16 protein-coding genes are annotated in these 15,836 nt (G+C 69.6%); 5 read left to right on the forward strand and 11 right to left on the reverse strand.

The window, feature by feature from the left end:
- Nucleotides 1-97 precede the first annotated feature (97 nt).
- Both Q0833_RS00350 and Q0833_RS00355 read left to right on the forward strand, forming a co-directional pair.
- A complete protein-coding gene (locus tag Q0833_RS00350; protein WP_298428937.1) occupies nt 98-859 on the forward strand; it encodes an FkbM family methyltransferase in 762 nt (253 codons plus the stop codon).
- An 88-nt stretch (nt 860-947) separates the two neighbouring features.
- Complete coding sequence (locus Q0833_RS00355; protein ID WP_298428940.1) at nt 948-1,979, forward strand: TRAP transporter substrate-binding protein; 1,032 nt, start codon at nt 948-950, stop codon at nt 1,977-1,979.
- An 8-nt stretch (nt 1,980-1,987) separates the two neighbouring features.
- Here Q0833_RS00355 and rsmD read toward each other — a convergent pair whose 3' ends face one another.
- Nucleotides 1,988-2,530 carry a 16S rRNA (guanine(966)-N(2))-methyltransferase RsmD gene (rsmD, locus tag Q0833_RS00360; protein ID WP_298428943.1) on the reverse strand — a complete coding sequence of 181 codons (543 nt, stop codon included), beginning with the start codon at nt 2,528-2,530 and terminating at the stop codon, nt 1,988-1,990.
- Complete coding sequence (locus Q0833_RS00365; RefSeq protein ID WP_298428948.1) at nt 2,527-3,723, reverse strand: FAD-dependent oxidoreductase; 1,197 nt, start codon at nt 3,721-3,723, stop codon at nt 2,527-2,529. Before Q0833_RS00365 ends, rsmD begins: the two co-directional genes overlap by 4 nt.
- Nucleotides 3,724-3,800: 77 nt before the next feature.
- Between Q0833_RS00365 and Q0833_RS00370 the strand changes: the two genes are divergently transcribed.
- A complete protein-coding gene (locus Q0833_RS00370; protein WP_298428951.1) occupies nt 3,801-4,289 on the forward strand; it encodes a peroxiredoxin in 489 nt (162 codons plus the stop codon).
- Between the two features lie 6 nt (nt 4,290-4,295).
- Here the strand turns inward: Q0833_RS00370 and Q0833_RS00375 are convergent, their stop codons facing one another.
- Entirely contained in the window at nt 4,296-4,718 is a 423-nt protein-coding gene (locus Q0833_RS00375) for an Lrp/AsnC family transcriptional regulator (protein WP_298428954.1), read from the reverse strand.
- Between the two features lie 115 nt (nt 4,719-4,833).
- Here Q0833_RS00375 and rocF point away from each other — a divergent pair, with 115 nt between their 5' ends.
- Both rocF and Q0833_RS00385 read left to right on the forward strand, forming a co-directional pair.
- Nucleotides 4,834-5,748 carry an arginase gene (gene rocF / locus Q0833_RS00380; RefSeq protein ID WP_298428957.1) on the forward strand — a complete coding sequence of 305 codons (915 nt, stop codon included), beginning with the start codon at nt 4,834-4,836 and terminating at the stop codon, nt 5,746-5,748.
- Complete coding sequence (locus tag Q0833_RS00385) at nt 5,745-6,800, forward strand: ornithine cyclodeaminase (protein WP_298428960.1); 1,056 nt, start codon at nt 5,745-5,747, stop codon at nt 6,798-6,800. The genes rocF and Q0833_RS00385 overlap by 4 nt, the downstream gene beginning before the upstream one ends.
- Nucleotides 6,801-6,816: 16 nt before the next feature.
- Here Q0833_RS00385 and Q0833_RS00390 read toward each other — a convergent pair whose 3' ends face one another.
- The 8 genes from Q0833_RS00390 to Q0833_RS00425 form a co-directional block, all read right to left on the reverse strand.
- Nucleotides 6,817-7,665 (reverse strand): mechanosensitive ion channel domain-containing protein, encoded by an 849-nt coding sequence (locus tag Q0833_RS00390; protein WP_298428963.1) that lies wholly within the window; start codon nt 7,663-7,665, stop codon nt 6,817-6,819.
- Nucleotides 7,665-7,904 carry a 4a-hydroxytetrahydrobiopterin dehydratase gene (locus Q0833_RS00395; protein WP_298428967.1) on the reverse strand — a complete coding sequence of 80 codons (240 nt, stop codon included), beginning with the start codon at nt 7,902-7,904 and terminating at the stop codon, nt 7,665-7,667. Before Q0833_RS00395 ends, Q0833_RS00390 begins: the two co-directional genes overlap by 1 nt.
- The gene (locus Q0833_RS00400) at nt 7,901-9,088 is read right to left on the reverse strand and encodes a GNAT family N-acetyltransferase (protein WP_298428970.1); all 1,188 of its coding nucleotides are present in this window, start codon (nt 9,086-9,088) and stop codon (nt 7,901-7,903) included. Before Q0833_RS00400 ends, Q0833_RS00395 begins: the two co-directional genes overlap by 4 nt.
- A 25-nt stretch (nt 9,089-9,113) precedes the next feature.
- Nucleotides 9,114-9,854 carry a glycerophosphodiester phosphodiesterase family protein gene (locus tag Q0833_RS00405; protein ID WP_298428972.1) on the reverse strand — a complete coding sequence of 247 codons (741 nt, stop codon included), beginning with the start codon at nt 9,852-9,854 and terminating at the stop codon, nt 9,114-9,116.
- The gene (locus tag Q0833_RS00410) at nt 9,851-10,306 is read right to left on the reverse strand and encodes a RidA family protein (protein ID WP_298428975.1); all 456 of its coding nucleotides are present in this window, start codon (nt 10,304-10,306) and stop codon (nt 9,851-9,853) included. Before Q0833_RS00410 ends, Q0833_RS00405 begins: the two co-directional genes overlap by 4 nt.
- A gap of 69 nt (nt 10,307-10,375) precedes the next feature.
- Nucleotides 10,376-11,737 (reverse strand): HlyD family type I secretion periplasmic adaptor subunit, encoded by a 1,362-nt coding sequence (locus Q0833_RS00415; protein ID WP_298428978.1) that lies wholly within the window; start codon nt 11,735-11,737, stop codon nt 10,376-10,378.
- Complete coding sequence (locus Q0833_RS00420) at nt 11,734-13,374, reverse strand: type I secretion system permease/ATPase (RefSeq protein WP_298428982.1); 1,641 nt, start codon at nt 13,372-13,374, stop codon at nt 11,734-11,736. The genes Q0833_RS00415 and Q0833_RS00420 overlap by 4 nt, the downstream gene beginning before the upstream one ends.
- Nucleotides 13,375-13,465: 91 nt before the next feature.
- Nucleotides 13,466-15,625 (reverse strand): transglycosylase domain-containing protein, encoded by a 2,160-nt coding sequence (locus Q0833_RS00425; protein WP_298428984.1) that lies wholly within the window; start codon nt 15,623-15,625, stop codon nt 13,466-13,468.
- Nucleotides 15,626-15,836: the final 211 nt, after the last annotated feature.

Below are 15,836 nucleotides of genomic sequence, written 5' to 3' on the forward strand. Positions count from 1 at the left end.
ATGACGATTCGCGCGGCAAGGGGCGGGTTCCACAGTTCCGCCATATTGCGCGGTAGGATCGCGGCCAACCGCGGGAACGGCGGAGACGAGAGGGCAGATGATGATCGCGACATTGAAGCGGATGCAGGTACGCGCACGGCGCGCAGGTTATGTGTGGGCGCATGGCCGGCTGACCGGGAACGGCGGCGTTTTTCGCCCCCACGGGATCGACGTGACGGTGGATGAGCGCGCGGATCTCGCGCTGCGCTATCTCCTGGCACGGGGCCGCCCCTACGAGGCGCCGGAGGCCCGGCTCATCCGGGCGCATGTCGCCCCCGGCACCGACGTGATCGAGCTGGGCGGCTGCATCGGCATCGTCTCGGCCACGATCCGCGACCGGATCGGCGCGGACGCGCGGCACATCCTCGTCGAGGCCAATCCCGACATCGCCCCCCTCGCGCTGGCCAACGCGACCGGACCGCAGCCCGACCGCACCGAGCTGGTGCAGGCGGCGGTGGATTATTCAGGTGCGAGCCATGTGCGCTTCGCCCGCGGCCACAATCAGCATGTGGGCCACGTCGCGCGCGGCGACGAGGACGGGTTCGACGCGCCCGCTGTGACGCTGGCCGACCTCGCGGCGCGCCTGCAGGGCCGGTTCGCGCTGGTCTCCGACATCGAGGGCGCCGAGACGGCGATGATCGCCGCCGAGGTGGAGACCCTCCGGCGCTGCGACGCGGTCGTCCTCGAGGTGCATCCGGCTGTCTATGGCTATGGCGAGGCCGGGGTCGATGCGATCACGGAAACACTCGCGCGGGCCGGGCTGCACAGGATCGAGCGCGAGCAGGACGTGATCGCATATGGCCGCGCGCTCGATTCCTGATTGAGAATCGTTCGCAAGTTTTCGCTTCCCCTCGGGCGTTCTTTCAGATAGGTAAGAGACCCTGACGCAAAATATGGGGGTCGCAACCATGACCAGCCTTCGTCTCTTCGCCCTGTCCACGGCTCTTTCGGTCGCGGCTCTGCCCGTTGCCGCCGCCGAGGTGACGTTGCGATTCCAGCATTTCGTGAACCCGGCTTCGGCCAACCCCACGCATTTCATGCAGCCCTGGGCCGACGCGATCGAGGAACAGTCCGAGGGTCGCATCGAGGTGCAACTCTACCCGTTCATGCAACTCGGCGGGGCGGCACCCAACATGTACGACCTGATCGCCGACGGCGCGGTCGACGGCGGCTGGGTCATTCCCGGCTACCAGGCCGGACGCTTCCCCGAGGCCGAGGCGCTGGAGCTGCCCTTCATGACGCCCAAATCCGCGGAGGCCGCCTCGGTCGCCGCATGGGAGTTCACGCAGGCGCACCTGATGGACGATTTCGCGGACATCCATGTCATCGCGGCGCACATGCACGGCCCGGGCCTCGTCCACAAGAAAGGCGCCGCCCCCGAGAGGGTCGCCGATTTCGCGGGGCTGAACCTGCGCGGCCCGTCGCGCCCGGCGACGCTCCTCCTCGACGCGATGGGCGCCAACCCGATCGGGATGCCCGTGCCCGCCTTTCCCGAGGCGCTGTCTAAGGGGGTGCTCGACGGGGGTGTCATCACCTGGGAACAGGCGCCGTCCCTAAAGCTCGACGAGCTGACCGACAGCCATACGGACGTGGCCGGCGACCGGTCGCTCTACAACCTCTACTTCCTCTGGGCCATGAACCGCGACGTCTACGAGGGCCTGCCCGAGGACCTGCGCGCGGTGATCGATGCCAATTCCGGGGCGATGGCCTCGGCCTGGGCGGGCCGCGCGCATGACACCGGCGATGCCGAGGGACGCGCGGTGATCGAGGCCTCGGGCAACCAGATCGCCGAGTTGACGCCCGAGGTCACGACCGAGATCGAAGCGCTCGGCGCCGACGTGATCGACGCGTGGATCGTGGAGATGGACGGCAAGGGCTTCGACGGCTCGACGCTGGTCGAGGACGCGCACGCCGCGATGGCGAAGGCCGGGGCACGCTAGGAGACGTGTCAGGCCGTGGCGAGGGTCACGACCGTGCCGCCATAGCTCCGCTGATCGGCGAGCGACAGGAAGGACGGCAAGCGTGGCGCCGCGCCGTCCTCCCACATGATGGTCGCGCCGGGTGCCAGCCAACCGCCCGCCCGGAGCGCGTCGAGCACGGCCTCGCCCATTCCCTTGCCGTAGGGCGGATCGAGCAGGATCAGGTCGTGCGGCGTGCCCGCGCCGATGCGCCGGACATCCTGCGCGAGGATCGTCGCGGGTGCCTCCAGCAGGGCCACGTTCTCGCGCAGGATCGCCAGCGCCGTGCGGCCGCTTTCGACGAATGTCGCATGGGCGGCCCCCCGGCTCAGCGCCTCGAGCCCCAGCGCGCCGGTGCCCGCGAACACATCGAGGACGCGGGCGCCATCGAGGTCCAGACCATGCGAGTTGAGCAGGAGGTTGAAGATCGACTCGCGCACCCGGTCGGTCGTGGGGCGCAGATGCGCGGCGGCATCGCCGGCTCCGATCGCGGTCAGCCTGCGCCCCCGCCAAAGACCGCCGACGATCCTCACAGCAGCGACTTGATCGCGACCCCGGCATCCGCCACCGCCGCCTTGTCGGGCGAGCGTCCGGCTTCGATCAGGCGCTTGCCGACCATGTAGGCGCGGGGGGCATTCATCGCATCGACGGCCAGCAGGGTGTCCCCGGCGTAGTACCAGTGCGACCGGCCCTCGCCATCGCGCGCCACGATATCGTCGAAGCCCGCGTTCAGCCCCGCGATCTGAAGCTTCACATCGTACTGATCGGACCAGAACCACGGCTTGGCCACGTAAGGCGCGTCGTCGCCCATGAGGTTGCCCGCGACGGCCTCGGCCTGGTCGATGGCATGTGGCACGGATTCCAGCCGGACCCGGTCGCCCCGGTACGGAAAGGAGCAGCAGTCGCCCACGGCCCAGATGCCCGCGGCCGATGTGCGCCCACGATCGTCCACGGCGATCCCGTTATCGAGCGTCAATCCCGCCGCCTCGGCCAGCGATGTCTCGGGCTGCGCGCCGATCCCGGCGATGACCACATCGACCGACAGCTCCGCACCGTCGGTCAGCCGCGCCCCCGTGATGCGCCCGTCGCCCAGAAGCGTATCGAGGCCGACGCCCTCGCGGATATCCACGCCCTGATCGCGGTGGAGCGCGCGGAACCAGTCCGCCGTCGGCTTGCAGGCCACGCGCTTGAGCAGTCGCACATTGAGTTCGACAAGAACGACCTCCATCCCGATCTTTCGGGCCACCGCCGCGGCCTCGAGGCCGATATACCCGCCCCCGACCACCAGCATCCGGCGGCCCTCCATCATTTCGGGGGCGAGCCGGTCGATATCGGCGAGCGTGCGCACGACATGGGTGCCGGGCAGACCGCCGGTGCAGCGGTCCGGCAGGACATTGGCGCGCGATCCGGTGGCGAGGACCAGCGCGTCCCACCCTTCGGTGCCGCCCGCATGAGTCAACGTCCGCGCCTCCGGGTCTATGGCGGTGACGCGCGTGTCGGTCCGAAGCTCGACGTCCTGTTCGGACCAGAAGGATGCGGGTCGCAGGTAGAGCCGCTCGCGCGTAATGTCGCCAAGGAGATACCCCTTCGACAGGGGTGGCCGCTGATAGGGGATTTCGGGCTCGTCACCCCAGAGCGTAATGCGCCCGCCGTAGCCGCGCTTGCGCAGCGTCTCGGCGCAGGTGGCCCCCGCCTGTCCGGCGCCGATGATGGCGATATGATCCATGACGCCCCTCACTGGCCGCGTTGCTTCGGCAGGGCTATATGCCCTTGGTCAGAGTTTCAAACGCGAGGACCGCACCGATGGCAATCCAAGAAGGCGACCGCCTCCCCGACGCCGAGCTTCTGCGCATGGGCGATAGCGGGCCCGAAGCGGTGTCGCTCACCTCGCTCGTCTCGGGCAAGACCGTGGCGCTCTTCGCGCTGCCGGGGGCCTATACCGGCGTCTGCACGACGGCCCATGTCCCCAGCTTCATCCGCACCAAGGACCAGTTCGCCGACAAGGGCGTGTCCGAGGTGATCTGCATCGCGGTGAACGACCCGTTCGTCATGAAGGCCTGGGGCGCCGATACCGGTGCGACGGAGGCCGGCATCCACATGCTGGGCGATGCCGACGGGGCCTTCACGCGCGCGGTCGGCATGGGCTTCGACGCGCCGCCCGCGGGGTTCCACGGCCGCTCGCGGCGCTACGCGATGATCGTCGAGGACGGCGTGGTCAAGACGCTTCATGCCGAAGAAAGCCCCGGCGTTTGCGAGACGTCCGGTGGTGAGGCGCTGCTGGCCACGGTCTAGACGTACTCAACTCCGGCGGGTCGAGAGGTAGAGGTTGGTTTCGGACCGGCTGACGCCCTCGATCAACCGGATGCGGTTCAGCGTGACGTCGAGCGCCTCGAGCGTGTCGGCGCCAAGTTCCGCAATCAGGTCCCAGCGTCCGTGGGTCGAGTGCACCGCCTCGACCTCGGGCATGGCGGCGATGCCACGGGCGATGCGCGCAGCACCGCGCCCCTCGATCTCGATCAGGATGATGCCGCGCACCGGCCGGTCGGCCAGATCGCTCTTGAGAACGGCACGGTAGCCGAGGATCTCGCCCGCTTCGGCCAGCCGCTCCATCCGGGCGCGGACCGTCGCGCGGGTCACGCCCAGCCGCCCTGCCAGCGTCGAGATCGCGGCCCGCCCGTCGGCGGCAAGTGCGGCCAGCAGCCGCCGGTCCAGATCGTCCATCCTGCGCAGTCCTCTTGACCGATCCGGGCGATCCGTCGCCCGTTTCGGTCAATTAGGCGGCTGTAACGGCGGCGTCCAGCGGGTCATGCTCCGCCGACAGACAGGAGACGCGTCCATGACCAAAGAGATCACCCTGATCGGGGCCCCCGTCGAATCCGGGGCTGGCCGGCGCGGCTGCGTCATGGGGCCGGACGCGCTGCGGACCGCCGGGTTGGCGCGCGCGCTGGCCGAGCTGGGCCACGACGTCACCGATCGCGGCAACCTCGTCTCCGAGACCACGCCGCGCCCGCCCGCGCCCAATCCCGCGATCCACGATCTCGACCTCTGCGCCGGTTGGGTCGAGGCGCTGCAGTCGGTCGACGTGCCCGCCGGGACGGTCCCGATCTTCATGGGCGGCGATCACCTGATGGCGGCGGGCACGGTGCCCGCGATGGCGGCGCGATCCGAGCGTCCGCTTTTCGTGCTCTGGCTCGACGCCCATAGCGACATCCACGACCTGACCTCGACCGACAGCGGCAACCTGCATGGCACGCCGGTCGCCTATTACACCGGGCGCGCCGACTTCACGCCGCACTTCCCGGCCCCGCGCGCCACGGTCGATCCGGCGAACATCTGCATGATCGGCTTGCGCTCGGTCGACCCGTTCGAGAAGGCCGCGCTGGCCGATGCGGGCATCGACGTGACCGACATGCGCGCCATCGACGAGCGGGGCATCGCGGCCCCGCTGGGCGCGTTCCTCGACCGGGTGCGCGACGCGGGCGGCGACCTGCATGTCAGCTTCGACGTCGACTTCCTCGAGCCCTCCATCGCGCCCGCCGTCGGCACCACGGTCCCCGGCGGAGCCACCTTCCGCGAGGCGCATCTGGTGATGGAGATGCTGCACGACGCCGATCTCGTGACCTCGCTCGATCTCGCCGAACTCAACCCCTTCCTCGACGACCGGGGCCGGACCGCGACGCTGCTCGTGGACCTCGTCTCGTCGCTCTTCGGAAAATCCGTCCTCGACCGCCCGACCCGGAGCCGCACATGACCGATCTCAGCCCCTCCAAACTGGCCATGGTGCCCTTCGTGTCGGTCGATGACATGATGCGGATCGTCAACGATGCGGGCGTGGCCGAGACCATCGCGGCCATCGCCGACCGGATCGAGGCCGACTTCGTCCGATGGGAGGATTTCGACAAGGTCGCGCGCGTGCCGAGCCATTCCGAAGAGGGCGTGATCGAGCTGATGCCGACCTCGGACGGCGAGCATTACGGCTTCAAATACGTCAACGGCCATCCCGCCAACATGGCGCGGGGCTTCCAGACGGTGACGGCCTTCGGCGTGCTGGCCCGCGTCGACACCGGCTACCCCGTGATGCTGTCGGAGATGACGGTTCTGACCGCGCTCCGGACGGCGGCGATGTCGGTCGTCGCGGCGCGGCATCTCGCGCCGAAGGGTGCGCGCGTCATGGCCATGATCGGAAACGGCGCGCAGTGCGAGTTCCAGGCGCTGGGCTTCCACCACGTTCTCGGGATCGAGGAGGTGCGGCTCTGGGACATCGACCCGGCCGCGACCGAAAAGGCGACGCGCAACCTTCAGGGCACGGGCCTTCGGGTCGTGCCCTGCACCTCCGCCGAGGAGGCGATCACCGGCGCGCAGATCATCACGACCTGCACCGCCGACAAGAAGCAGGCCACGATCCTCAGCGACAACATGGTCGGCGCGGGCGTGCATCTGAATGCCATCGGCGGCGACTGCCCCGGCAAGACCGAGCTGCATCCCGACATCCTGCACCGGGCCGAGATCTTCGTCGAATATCCGCCGCAGACCCGGATCGAAGGCGAGATCCAGCAGCTCGCCCCCGATCATCCGGTGACCGAGCTCTGGCGCGTGTTCTCGGGCGAGGTGCCCGGTCGAACCTCGGACGGTCAGATCACCCTCTTCGACAGCGTGGGTTTCGCGACCGAGGATTTCAGCGCCCTGCGTCATATCCACGGCGAGATGAAGCGGACCGGGTTCTATGTCGATCTCGACATGCTCGCCGACCCGGACGATCCGCGCGATCTCTTCGGGATGGTAAGCCGCGCCGCTGCCGCGTGACCGGGGCTGGCCTGCCTCAGTCCTCGCGGACGATGTGCACCGTGCGGTTAGGGAAGGGGATGTCCACGCCCGCGGCGTCCAGCGCCAGCTTCACGTCGCGGTTCATGTCCTTCCAGTAGCCGAAGAAATCGGTTCGCTTGACCCAGGCCCGGACGAGGAAATCGACCGACGAGGCGCCGAGTGCGTCGACCTTGATCGTCGGCTCCGGCTCGCCGAGGAAGCGCGCGTCGGACGTGATCGTGTCGCGGATGACCTGCTCCACCAGACCCAGGTCGGCGTCGTAGGCCACGCCGAAGATCCATTCGGCCTGTCGCGTATCGTAGGCCGAGTAATTGGTGATCGTGTTCCCCCAGACCTCGGAATTGGGGATGATGATCTGCACGTTCCCGATGCTGGCCAGTTCCGTGAAGTTGAGGTTGATCGATTTCACCGTCCCGCTCTCGCCGTTGATGGAGACGAAATCGCCCAGCTTGATGGGCCGGAAGAAGATCAGCATCACGCCCGCCGCCACGTTCGAAAGCGTGCCCTGTAGTGCCAGTCCGATGGCGAGGCCCGCCGCACCGATGACGGCGATGAGCGATGTGGTCTGGATGCCGAACGTGTTCAGCACGATCACGAACGCCAGACCGATCACCACGTAGCGGGCGATGTTGGCGAGGAAGTCGAACAGCGTCTTGTCCAGGCGCGCGTGCCTGTCGGCCAGCGTCTTGATGCGGCGGCCGACCCAACCCGAAATCAGGAAGCCGACGAAGAGGACGAGGATCGCCGCCAGGATATCGCCCAGCAGCGCCGCGAGAAAATCGAACGAGATGAAGTCGCCCAGCGTCCTGCCGGCATAGATCTCGGTCGAGAGCAATTCGTTCATCAGGTCAGTCCGTCGATCGCCTCGGCCAGACGGTGATCCCTGTCGGTGATGCCGCCCGAATCATGGCTCGTAAGCCGGATGTCGACGCGGTTCCAGACATTCGTCCAGTCGGGATGATGATCGTGGCGTTCGGCCAACAGGGCGACGCGCGACATGAAGGCCCAGGCTTCCGCGAAGTCGGCGAAGACGAAGCGCCGTTCCAGCCCGCCTTCGCGTATCGTCCATTCCCCTTCGGTCATTCCTGTTCCTCCTGCCGGTCGCGTCGGAACGGACCGTAGGCGGTCAGCACCTCGATGTCCTGCTCGATGGCATCGGCCTCGGCGTCGAGGAATTGCGCGATGGCCCGGCGGAAGCCCTCGTTCGGGATATGGTGCAGCGAGTGGCAGACCACGGGGAGGTAGCCGCGCGCCAGCTTGTGATCGCCCTGCGCCCCCGCCTCGACCCGGTCGAGGCCCCGCGCGATGGCATGCTCGATGGCCTGATAGTAGCACAGCTCGAAATGCAGGGCCGGGTGGTGTTCGGCACAGCCCCAGTAGCGCCCGTAGAGCACGTCGCGTCCGATGAAGTTCAGGGCGCCCGCGACCGGCTCACCCTCGCGTTCGGCCAGCACCAGAAGGACGTCGTGCCGCATCGTCTCCTGCACGCGGTCGAAGAACGCGCGCGTCAGGTAGGGTTGGCCCCATTTGCGCGCGCCCGTGTCCTGGTAGAAGCGCCAGAACGCGTCCCAATGATGCGGCTTCAGATCGTCGCCCGTATAGGCCCGGATGACGCCGCCGAAGCCCCGCGCCGTGGCCCGCTCCTTGCGCAGCGTCTTGCGCTTCCGGCTGGAGAGCGCGGCGAGGAAGGCATCGAAATCCGCGTAGCCGTCGTTGAACCAGTGATATTGCTGGCTCGCCCGCGCCATCAGGCCTTTGGCCACGCCCGCATCGCGCTCGGCCGCGGTACAGAAGGTGACGTGGAGCGACGACAGGTCGTTCTGCTCGGTCACCGCCACCATGCCCTGAACCAGCGCATCGAACCCAACCTCCGCATGGTCGGGATGCACGAGGAACCGTCGCCCCGTCGCGGGCGTGAACGGTACCGCGACCTGAAGCTTGGGATAGTAGTCGCCGCCCGCACGCTCCCAGGCGTGGGCCCAGTTGTGGTCGAAGATATATTCGCCCTGGCTGTGACCCTTGGCGTACATCGGCGCGACCGCGATCACGTCGTCGCCGCGACGCGCGGTCATGTAGTGCGGCTGCCAACCGGTGCCGGGCCCGACGCTGCCGCTTTCTTCGAGGGCGCGCAGGAAGCGATATGTCGTGAACGGATCGTCGGGCGGGCCGCCATCGGCCGCCTCGGGGCAGGCACAGGCATCCCAATCGACGGCGTCGATCTGGTCGAGGCTTTGCAGGATGTGGAGTTCGACGGCGGTGTCGGTCATCGACCAGAGTTGGGGTGCCCGCCCGTCAGGGCAAGTAGCCTTCGAAGGTGACACCGTCGGCGATGCGCAGGGCGGTGGCCTCGGCCGTCGCCGAGCGCACCGTCCAGCAGAGGATCGAACGCCCCGTGGCGCGGACCCGCGCCACCTCGGGCATGTCGAGCGCGGCCGCCTCGTGGCTGATGAATTGCGCGCCGACCCGGTCGAGATCGGGCATCGCGCGCAGCCGGTCGCGGGTCGCGGCGCCCAGTTCGGGCCAGTGCGCCGGGTCGAAGGCCGAGGTCGTCAGGCCGCGCGGCAGGTCGGGCGCGCGTTCGGCCAAATGAGCCACCGCGTGCGGGTTGAACGACATCACCGCGACTTCGCCACCATAACCGTGCAGCGCGTCGATCACCGCGTCCTCGAGGGGGCCGACATTCGGGCCCATCTCGCCGTCCTGGTCCTTCACCTCGATCAGCAGCGGAACCGCGCCGTCGACCATCGCGAGCACTTCGGCCAGCGTCGGGATGCCGTCCGCGCCGCCACGCAGCCGGGTCCGGCCCAGATCGTCGGCGGTATGCCCGGCGACCGGCCCGGTCGCATCGGTCAGCCGGTCGAGCACGGCATCGTGGAACACCATCGCCACGCCGTCCGACGCGGGCTGGATGTCGATCTCGATCGCGTAGCCCCGGTCCAGCGCCGCTCGGATCGCCGCGCGGCTGTTCTCGGGGCGCCCGTCGCGTCGGTCGTGAAGCGCGCGATGGGCGATATGGACGGGCAGCCGGATCATGCGACCCGGAAAATGCCCTCGATCTCGACCGCGACGCCGAAGGGCAGGACCGCGCCCACGGCCGAGCGGCTGTGGCGGCCGGCATCCCCGAGGATCTCGACCAGCACGTCGGACGCGCCGTTCACGACCTTCGGCTGGTCGGTGAAGTCGGGGGTGCTGTTGACGAAGGCGGTCAGCTTCACGACCTGCTGCAGCCGCTCGATATCCCCGTCGCAGGCCGCGCGGACCTGCGCCAGAAGGCTGATGGCGCAGGCCCGTGCGGCGGCGGCGCCGTCCTCGACGGACATGTCGTCGCCCAGCCGACCCGTGATCAGGCCGTCGGGTCCGGCACTGATCTGACCGGAGACGAACAGAAGGTCGCCCGTTCGCACGGCCGGGACGTAGTTGGCTTGCGGCGCCGGTGCGTCCGGCAATGTGATCCCGAGGTCGGCGAGGCGCTGGGCGATGGACATGGCATTAGGGCTCCGGAGCGATGTGGTTGCGCGACGCTGGCACGGGGGCGCAGAATTGTGAAGCCGGGCTCAGGGCTCGCGGAAGGCCCGCCCGAAATACCGCTCAAGCGGCTGGACCAGGTACCGCAGAAGGGTGCGATCCCCGGTGCGCAGGAACGCATCGACGGGGATGCCGGGCCGCAGCAGGTACGTCAGGCGCGTAGCGGCCCCGGTCTCCATCTCGATCTCCAGCCGGTAGCGCATCACGCCCGGCGCCGCCTCATGGGCATCGGGCGCCACAGCCCGCACATGGCCCGCGACTGTTCCCGAACGCGTCGGGTCCAACGTCGGAAAGCGCAGCATGGCCGGCTGGCCCGGTCGCACATCTTCGATATCGGCGGCCGCGACCGACGCCTGCACCGTAGCCATCCGCCCGCCCGGTATGATCCGCGCCACGGGCGCGCCGGGCATCAGCACGGCGCCGGCGGCGACACGCTCGACCTCGTGGAGAGTGCCCGAAACGGGCGCGCGGATATCCAGCCGCGCGATCCGGCCGTCCAATTCCGCGGCGCGCGCGGCAAGATCGGCCGCCTGCAAGGCGAGATCGCGCAGCTCCGCGACGGCCCGCGTTCGCGCCTCCGCCCGGTGGCGGATCACGTCCTGCGCAAGATCGGCATCACGCCCGTCAAGGCGCGCCATTTCGGCCTGGATCGCCGCTCGTGCCGCCGAAAGGCGCGCGACCTCGCGGTTGAGCCCCGAGAGGCGCGCGGTCTGGGTCAGGCCGCGTTCCATCAACGCCGTCTGCGCATCCCGCTCCTCCGACACGAGGCGGATCTGGTCGGCCAAGGCGGCGTCCTGCGCCCCGAGCGCGTCGCGTTCGCGCGCATGGAGCGCGGTCCGGTCTGCCAGATGGGCGTCCATGTCCGCCAGGGTCTGGCGATGCGCGGCCAGAAGGTCCTGCTGGCCGCGCAGCATCGCGACCTGTTCCGGGGCTTCGGGGCCGCTGAAGGTGTCAGGTGGGCGCAGGGCGTCGCGCCCGTCGCGCTCGGCCTCCAGGCGGGCCATGCGGACCGCGATTTCGGATCGGCGCCGGGCGATCCGTGCCGCCTCCTCGATCAGGCCGTCGCCCTCGAGCCGGATCAGCAGGTCGCCGGCCGCCACGCGGTCATGCTCGGACACGGCGCGCATCGCGACCCGTCCACCGTCGAGATGCGCCACCGTCACCGCGTCCCCCGCGACCGCGATCCGGCCCGCTGCGATCACCGCGCCCGAAATCGGGACCGTCGCACCCCAGACGACGAGGCCGCCGCAGAGCAGCGCGAGCGCGATGAGCCCCGGCAGGACGAAGGCCCGGACCGGCCAATCCCGGTCAGGCGGGGTCGCGGCGTCGGTCGCTCCCTTTGGTGCGGGGAAGCGAGGCGTCGCCGGGACGGGCGTGTTCAAGGCGTTCATGGCGGCGTCGCGGCACGGGCGGGCTGCGCCTCCGGTCCGGCGCGGCGCCGCAGCACCGCGTCGCGCGGCCCGTGGTCAGCGACGCGGCCGTCGGACAGGACGATCACCGTCTCGCAGTCGCGCAGCGCGAACGCGCGATGGGCCATGATGACGACCGCCGCGCCGCGCGCCTTTGCCTGGCGGATCGCGTGTTGGAATGCGGCCAGACCCGGATCGTCCAGCGCGGCGGTGGGATCGTCGAGAACCAGAAGCGGCGGGCGTCCATGAAGCGCGCGGGCGAACGCGATCCGCTGCACCAGTCCGGCGGGCATCGCGTCGTCGCATCGCGTCCCGTAGCCGTCGGGCAGGGCCCGGATCACGGCATCCGCACCGGCGGCGCGGGCCGTGGCGCGGGCCTCGGCAAGACCGGCCGACGGGTCGAAACGGACGATGTTCTCGGCGATCGAACCCGGCAGAAGGCGCGGCAACTGCGGCAGGTAACCGATCAGTGCGGCTCGTATGTCCGGAGGCTGCGCGGTCAGGTCCTCGTCCCCGAGCCGCAGGGTGCCATCGAACGGATCGAGCGCTCCGGCGATGGTCCCTGCCAGCGCGCTCTTGCCCGCCCCGCTGAGCCCGATCACGCCCAATGCGGCCCCAGCGGGCACCGTCAGGTCGATATGGCGCAGGATCGGCCGCGTCGCGCCGAGGAGCGCCACGCAGAGATGGCGGATCACGAAGGGTGGGCGCGCGGTGATCCGGCCCGGCGTGGCGATCGGCGGGGCGTCGGCGGTTAAGTCGAGGGCGCCGAGGCTCCTCCGCGCGTCGCGCGCCGCGCGGATCACGGGCCCGCCCGCGATCGCCTGCTCCAGCGGCGCGAGTGCGCGGCCGAGCATCAGGGCCGAGACGAACATCGCCCCCGCCGTCAGCTTGTCATGGATCACCAGGAATGCGGCCGCGCCCAGCATCGCCGATTGCAGCCCGAGGCGGAGCGTGCGTGCACCGGTCGTGAAGGCGCCGGCCCGGTCGGAGAGCGCGACGATCCGGTCCAGCGCGGCCGCGCGCGCGCCGCGCCACCGCGCTGCGGCGGCATCCGCCATGCCGAAGAGCCGCACGGTAGCGAGATGGTCGCGCAGCGAAGCCCCCTCCTCTTCGGCGGCGCTGCCGGCGGCGTCCATCTCGGCGCGGGGCGTCGCAATGGCGATCCGTTGCAGCTGATCCAGCCCCACGAGGATCAGCGCGCCCGCGAGGGCGACCGCGCCGAGCATTGGGTGGAAGATCCCGATCGCGAGGATCAGAACCGGCGTCCAAGGCAGGTCGAAGAGCGCGAGGAAGACCGGGGCCGAGGGCAACGCGCGGATCGCGTCGATGGCCCGCGCCACATCGCGGATGTCGGCCTCGGTGCGTGTGGTCCCGGAAGCCGTGGCGGTCGCGACATGCCCGTCCAGCGCGGATTGCAGGCGCGCGCCGAGCCGCAGCGCGATCCGGGCGCGGAGGTGGTCGAGCACGGCCATCGCGACGAACAGCGCCGCGGCGAGGATCGACAGCGCGACGAGCGTGGCCTCGGACCGCGAGGTCAGCACGCGCTCGTAGACCTGCAGCATATAGAGCGGGCCGGTGAGCATCAGCAGGTTCACCGCGACCGAGAAGATCGCGATCATGGTTAACGCGGGTGTCCCGACGGTGCGGAGGGTCGGCAAGGCGACCGCTCCGCCCCGCCGGTGGGGCCTCATCCTCGGGCGTCCGCCATTGTCAGTTGCGCCCGAAGATGCCGCCAAGCACATCCATCAGGATGCGCTCCGCGATATCAGGTTGACGGGCGGGGGCCTGCTGCTGGGGCGCAGGCTGCGGCTGTTGGGGAACAGGCCGCGCCTCGCGTGGGGGATCGATCATCGGCAGGGGCGTGACGGGGGCGCCGTCATGGACGCGGGCCATCGTCTCCCGCCAGATCTCCGCCGGGAGGCCGCCGCCGGTGACGCCGGTCAGGGGCGTGTTGTCGTCGTAGCCCATCCAGACGCCCGCGACGTAATCGCCGGTAAAGCCGATGAACCATGCATCCCGCGCGGCCTGCGTTGTGCCGGTCTTGCCCGCGGCGGGCCGGTCGCCGGGCAGGGCGGCCCGCGTGCCGGTGCCCGCCGCGACGACGCGGGACATCATGTAGACGAGCTGGCGCGCGGCGTCCTCGGTGATGACGCGCTCGCCCAGCCCGCCCTCGTGATCCAGGAGCGAGCCATCCTCGCCGCGCAGTGAAAGCGACGTCAGGCCGTAGGGCGTCACGCTGGTGCCGCCATTGAGGATCCCCGCATAGGCGCCTGTCATCTCGAGCAGGGTCGATTCGCTGACGCCGAGGGCCAGCGCGGGGCCTTGCGCCAGGTCGCTGCGGATGCCGAACTGCTCGGCGACCGTGCGGACCACGTCGCGCCCGACATTCTCGGACAATCGCACGGTTGCGGCGTTGAGCGATCGGGCCAGCGCGTCGGTCAGGCTGACTTCGCCATAGAACTGGTTGGTGTAGTTCGACGGCGAATAGGTGCCCGATCCGGGCACATCTATCGCAAGCTCGCTGTCGAGGACGGTCGAATCGAACCGCCAGCCAAGATCGAGCGCGGCGGCATAGACGAAGGGTTTGAAGCTCGACCCGGTCTGGCGGACGGCCTGCGTGGCGCGATTGAACTGGCCGCCGCCGCGGAGATTGCGTCCGCCGACCATGGCGCGCACGGCGCCGTCAGCACTCATCACGACGATGGCCGCCTGCGCCTCGGAGCCGGCGCGAACCTTCTCCTCGAAGACCCATTCCAGCGCGCCTTCGGCGGCGGCCTGGATGTCCTTGTCGAGCGTCGTGCGGACGATCACGTCCTCGGTCGTCTCGGAAGTCAGGAAATCGGGCGCGTCGGACATGACCCAGTCGGCGAAGTAGCCGCCCGTATCCTGCCGCGCGGCGGGCGACAGGCTGGCGGGGGTTTCCATGGCCTGCGTGAACTCGGCGGTCGTCAGAAGGCCCTGGTCGCGCATCAGGCGCAGCACGGTCGCGGCGCGGTCACGCGCACGTTGCAGGTCGTTGGTCGGCGCGTAGTAGCTGGGCGCCGGCAGAAGGCCCGAGAGCATCGCGGCCTCGGCGGCGTTTACCCGCGCGACGGATTTGCCGAAATAGCGCTGGCTGGCGGCGGCGAAACCCCGCGCCCCCGCGCCAAGGTAGGCGCGGTTGAGATAGATCGACAGGATCTCGTCCTTCGAGAACTTCGCCTCGAGTGCCAGCGCGTAGGGGATCTCCTTCATCTTCCGCCAGACGGATCCGGCGCGGCAATCGGCCTCGAATTCAGCCTCGGTCATGCCGAGCGTCTGGTCCCAGTCATTGCCGAGGCAGAGGAGCTTGGCGACCTGCTGCGTGATAGTCGAGCCGCCATTGCCCGAGAGCGGCCCGCGCCCGGCGGCGAGATTGGTCCGGATCGCGCCCGCGATGCCGCGCGGACTGACGCCGATATGGCGGTAGAAGCGCTTGTCCTCGGACGCGATGACCGCGTCGCGCAGATAGGGCGAGACGCTATCGGTCGTGACCAGCCCGCCGAAATTGTCGCCCCGCCACGCGAAGGTCTCGCCCGAGCGGTCCTGCAGCGTGACCGAACCGCGTGCGCGCCCGTCGGCCAGCGTCGCCATGTCGGGGATGCGGGCATAGTTGTAGAAGGTCGCCGCCGTGAGGATGGCCAGCACCACCAGCGCGCCGCGCCACGAGAGCGCCCAGCCGACGCGGATCAGCATCCGGAACGGCCAGATCAGCCAGCCGAGCGGGCCACGGCGCTTCGGCGCGGCCTTGCGGCGTCGCGCCGATGCCTTGCGCGTCGTCGCCGCCGGTTTGGCTGCGGGCGCGCTGCGCCTGCGGTCGGCCACGAGCCGCGTCTTGCCGGATTTTGCCATCTGCTGCCCGTCCCATTCGAGGCGCGGCCATCGGCGGATCGATCCGCCCCCGCCCGCCCAGTGCGGATTTTCCGTCAAGATAGACATTGCCGGACCGGTTGTGCACCCGAAGGCGTGAATCCTTCGCTAATGCAGCATCCGTGCAATGCACAAATATTAGGCACTGCCTAGCGATTCCGCATTTATTCGCGTCCCCGCCGCCAGACAGGGC

This window comes from uncultured Jannaschia sp. (assembly GCF_947503795.1).
Lineage (GTDB): Bacteria > Pseudomonadota > Alphaproteobacteria > Rhodobacterales > Rhodobacteraceae > Jannaschia.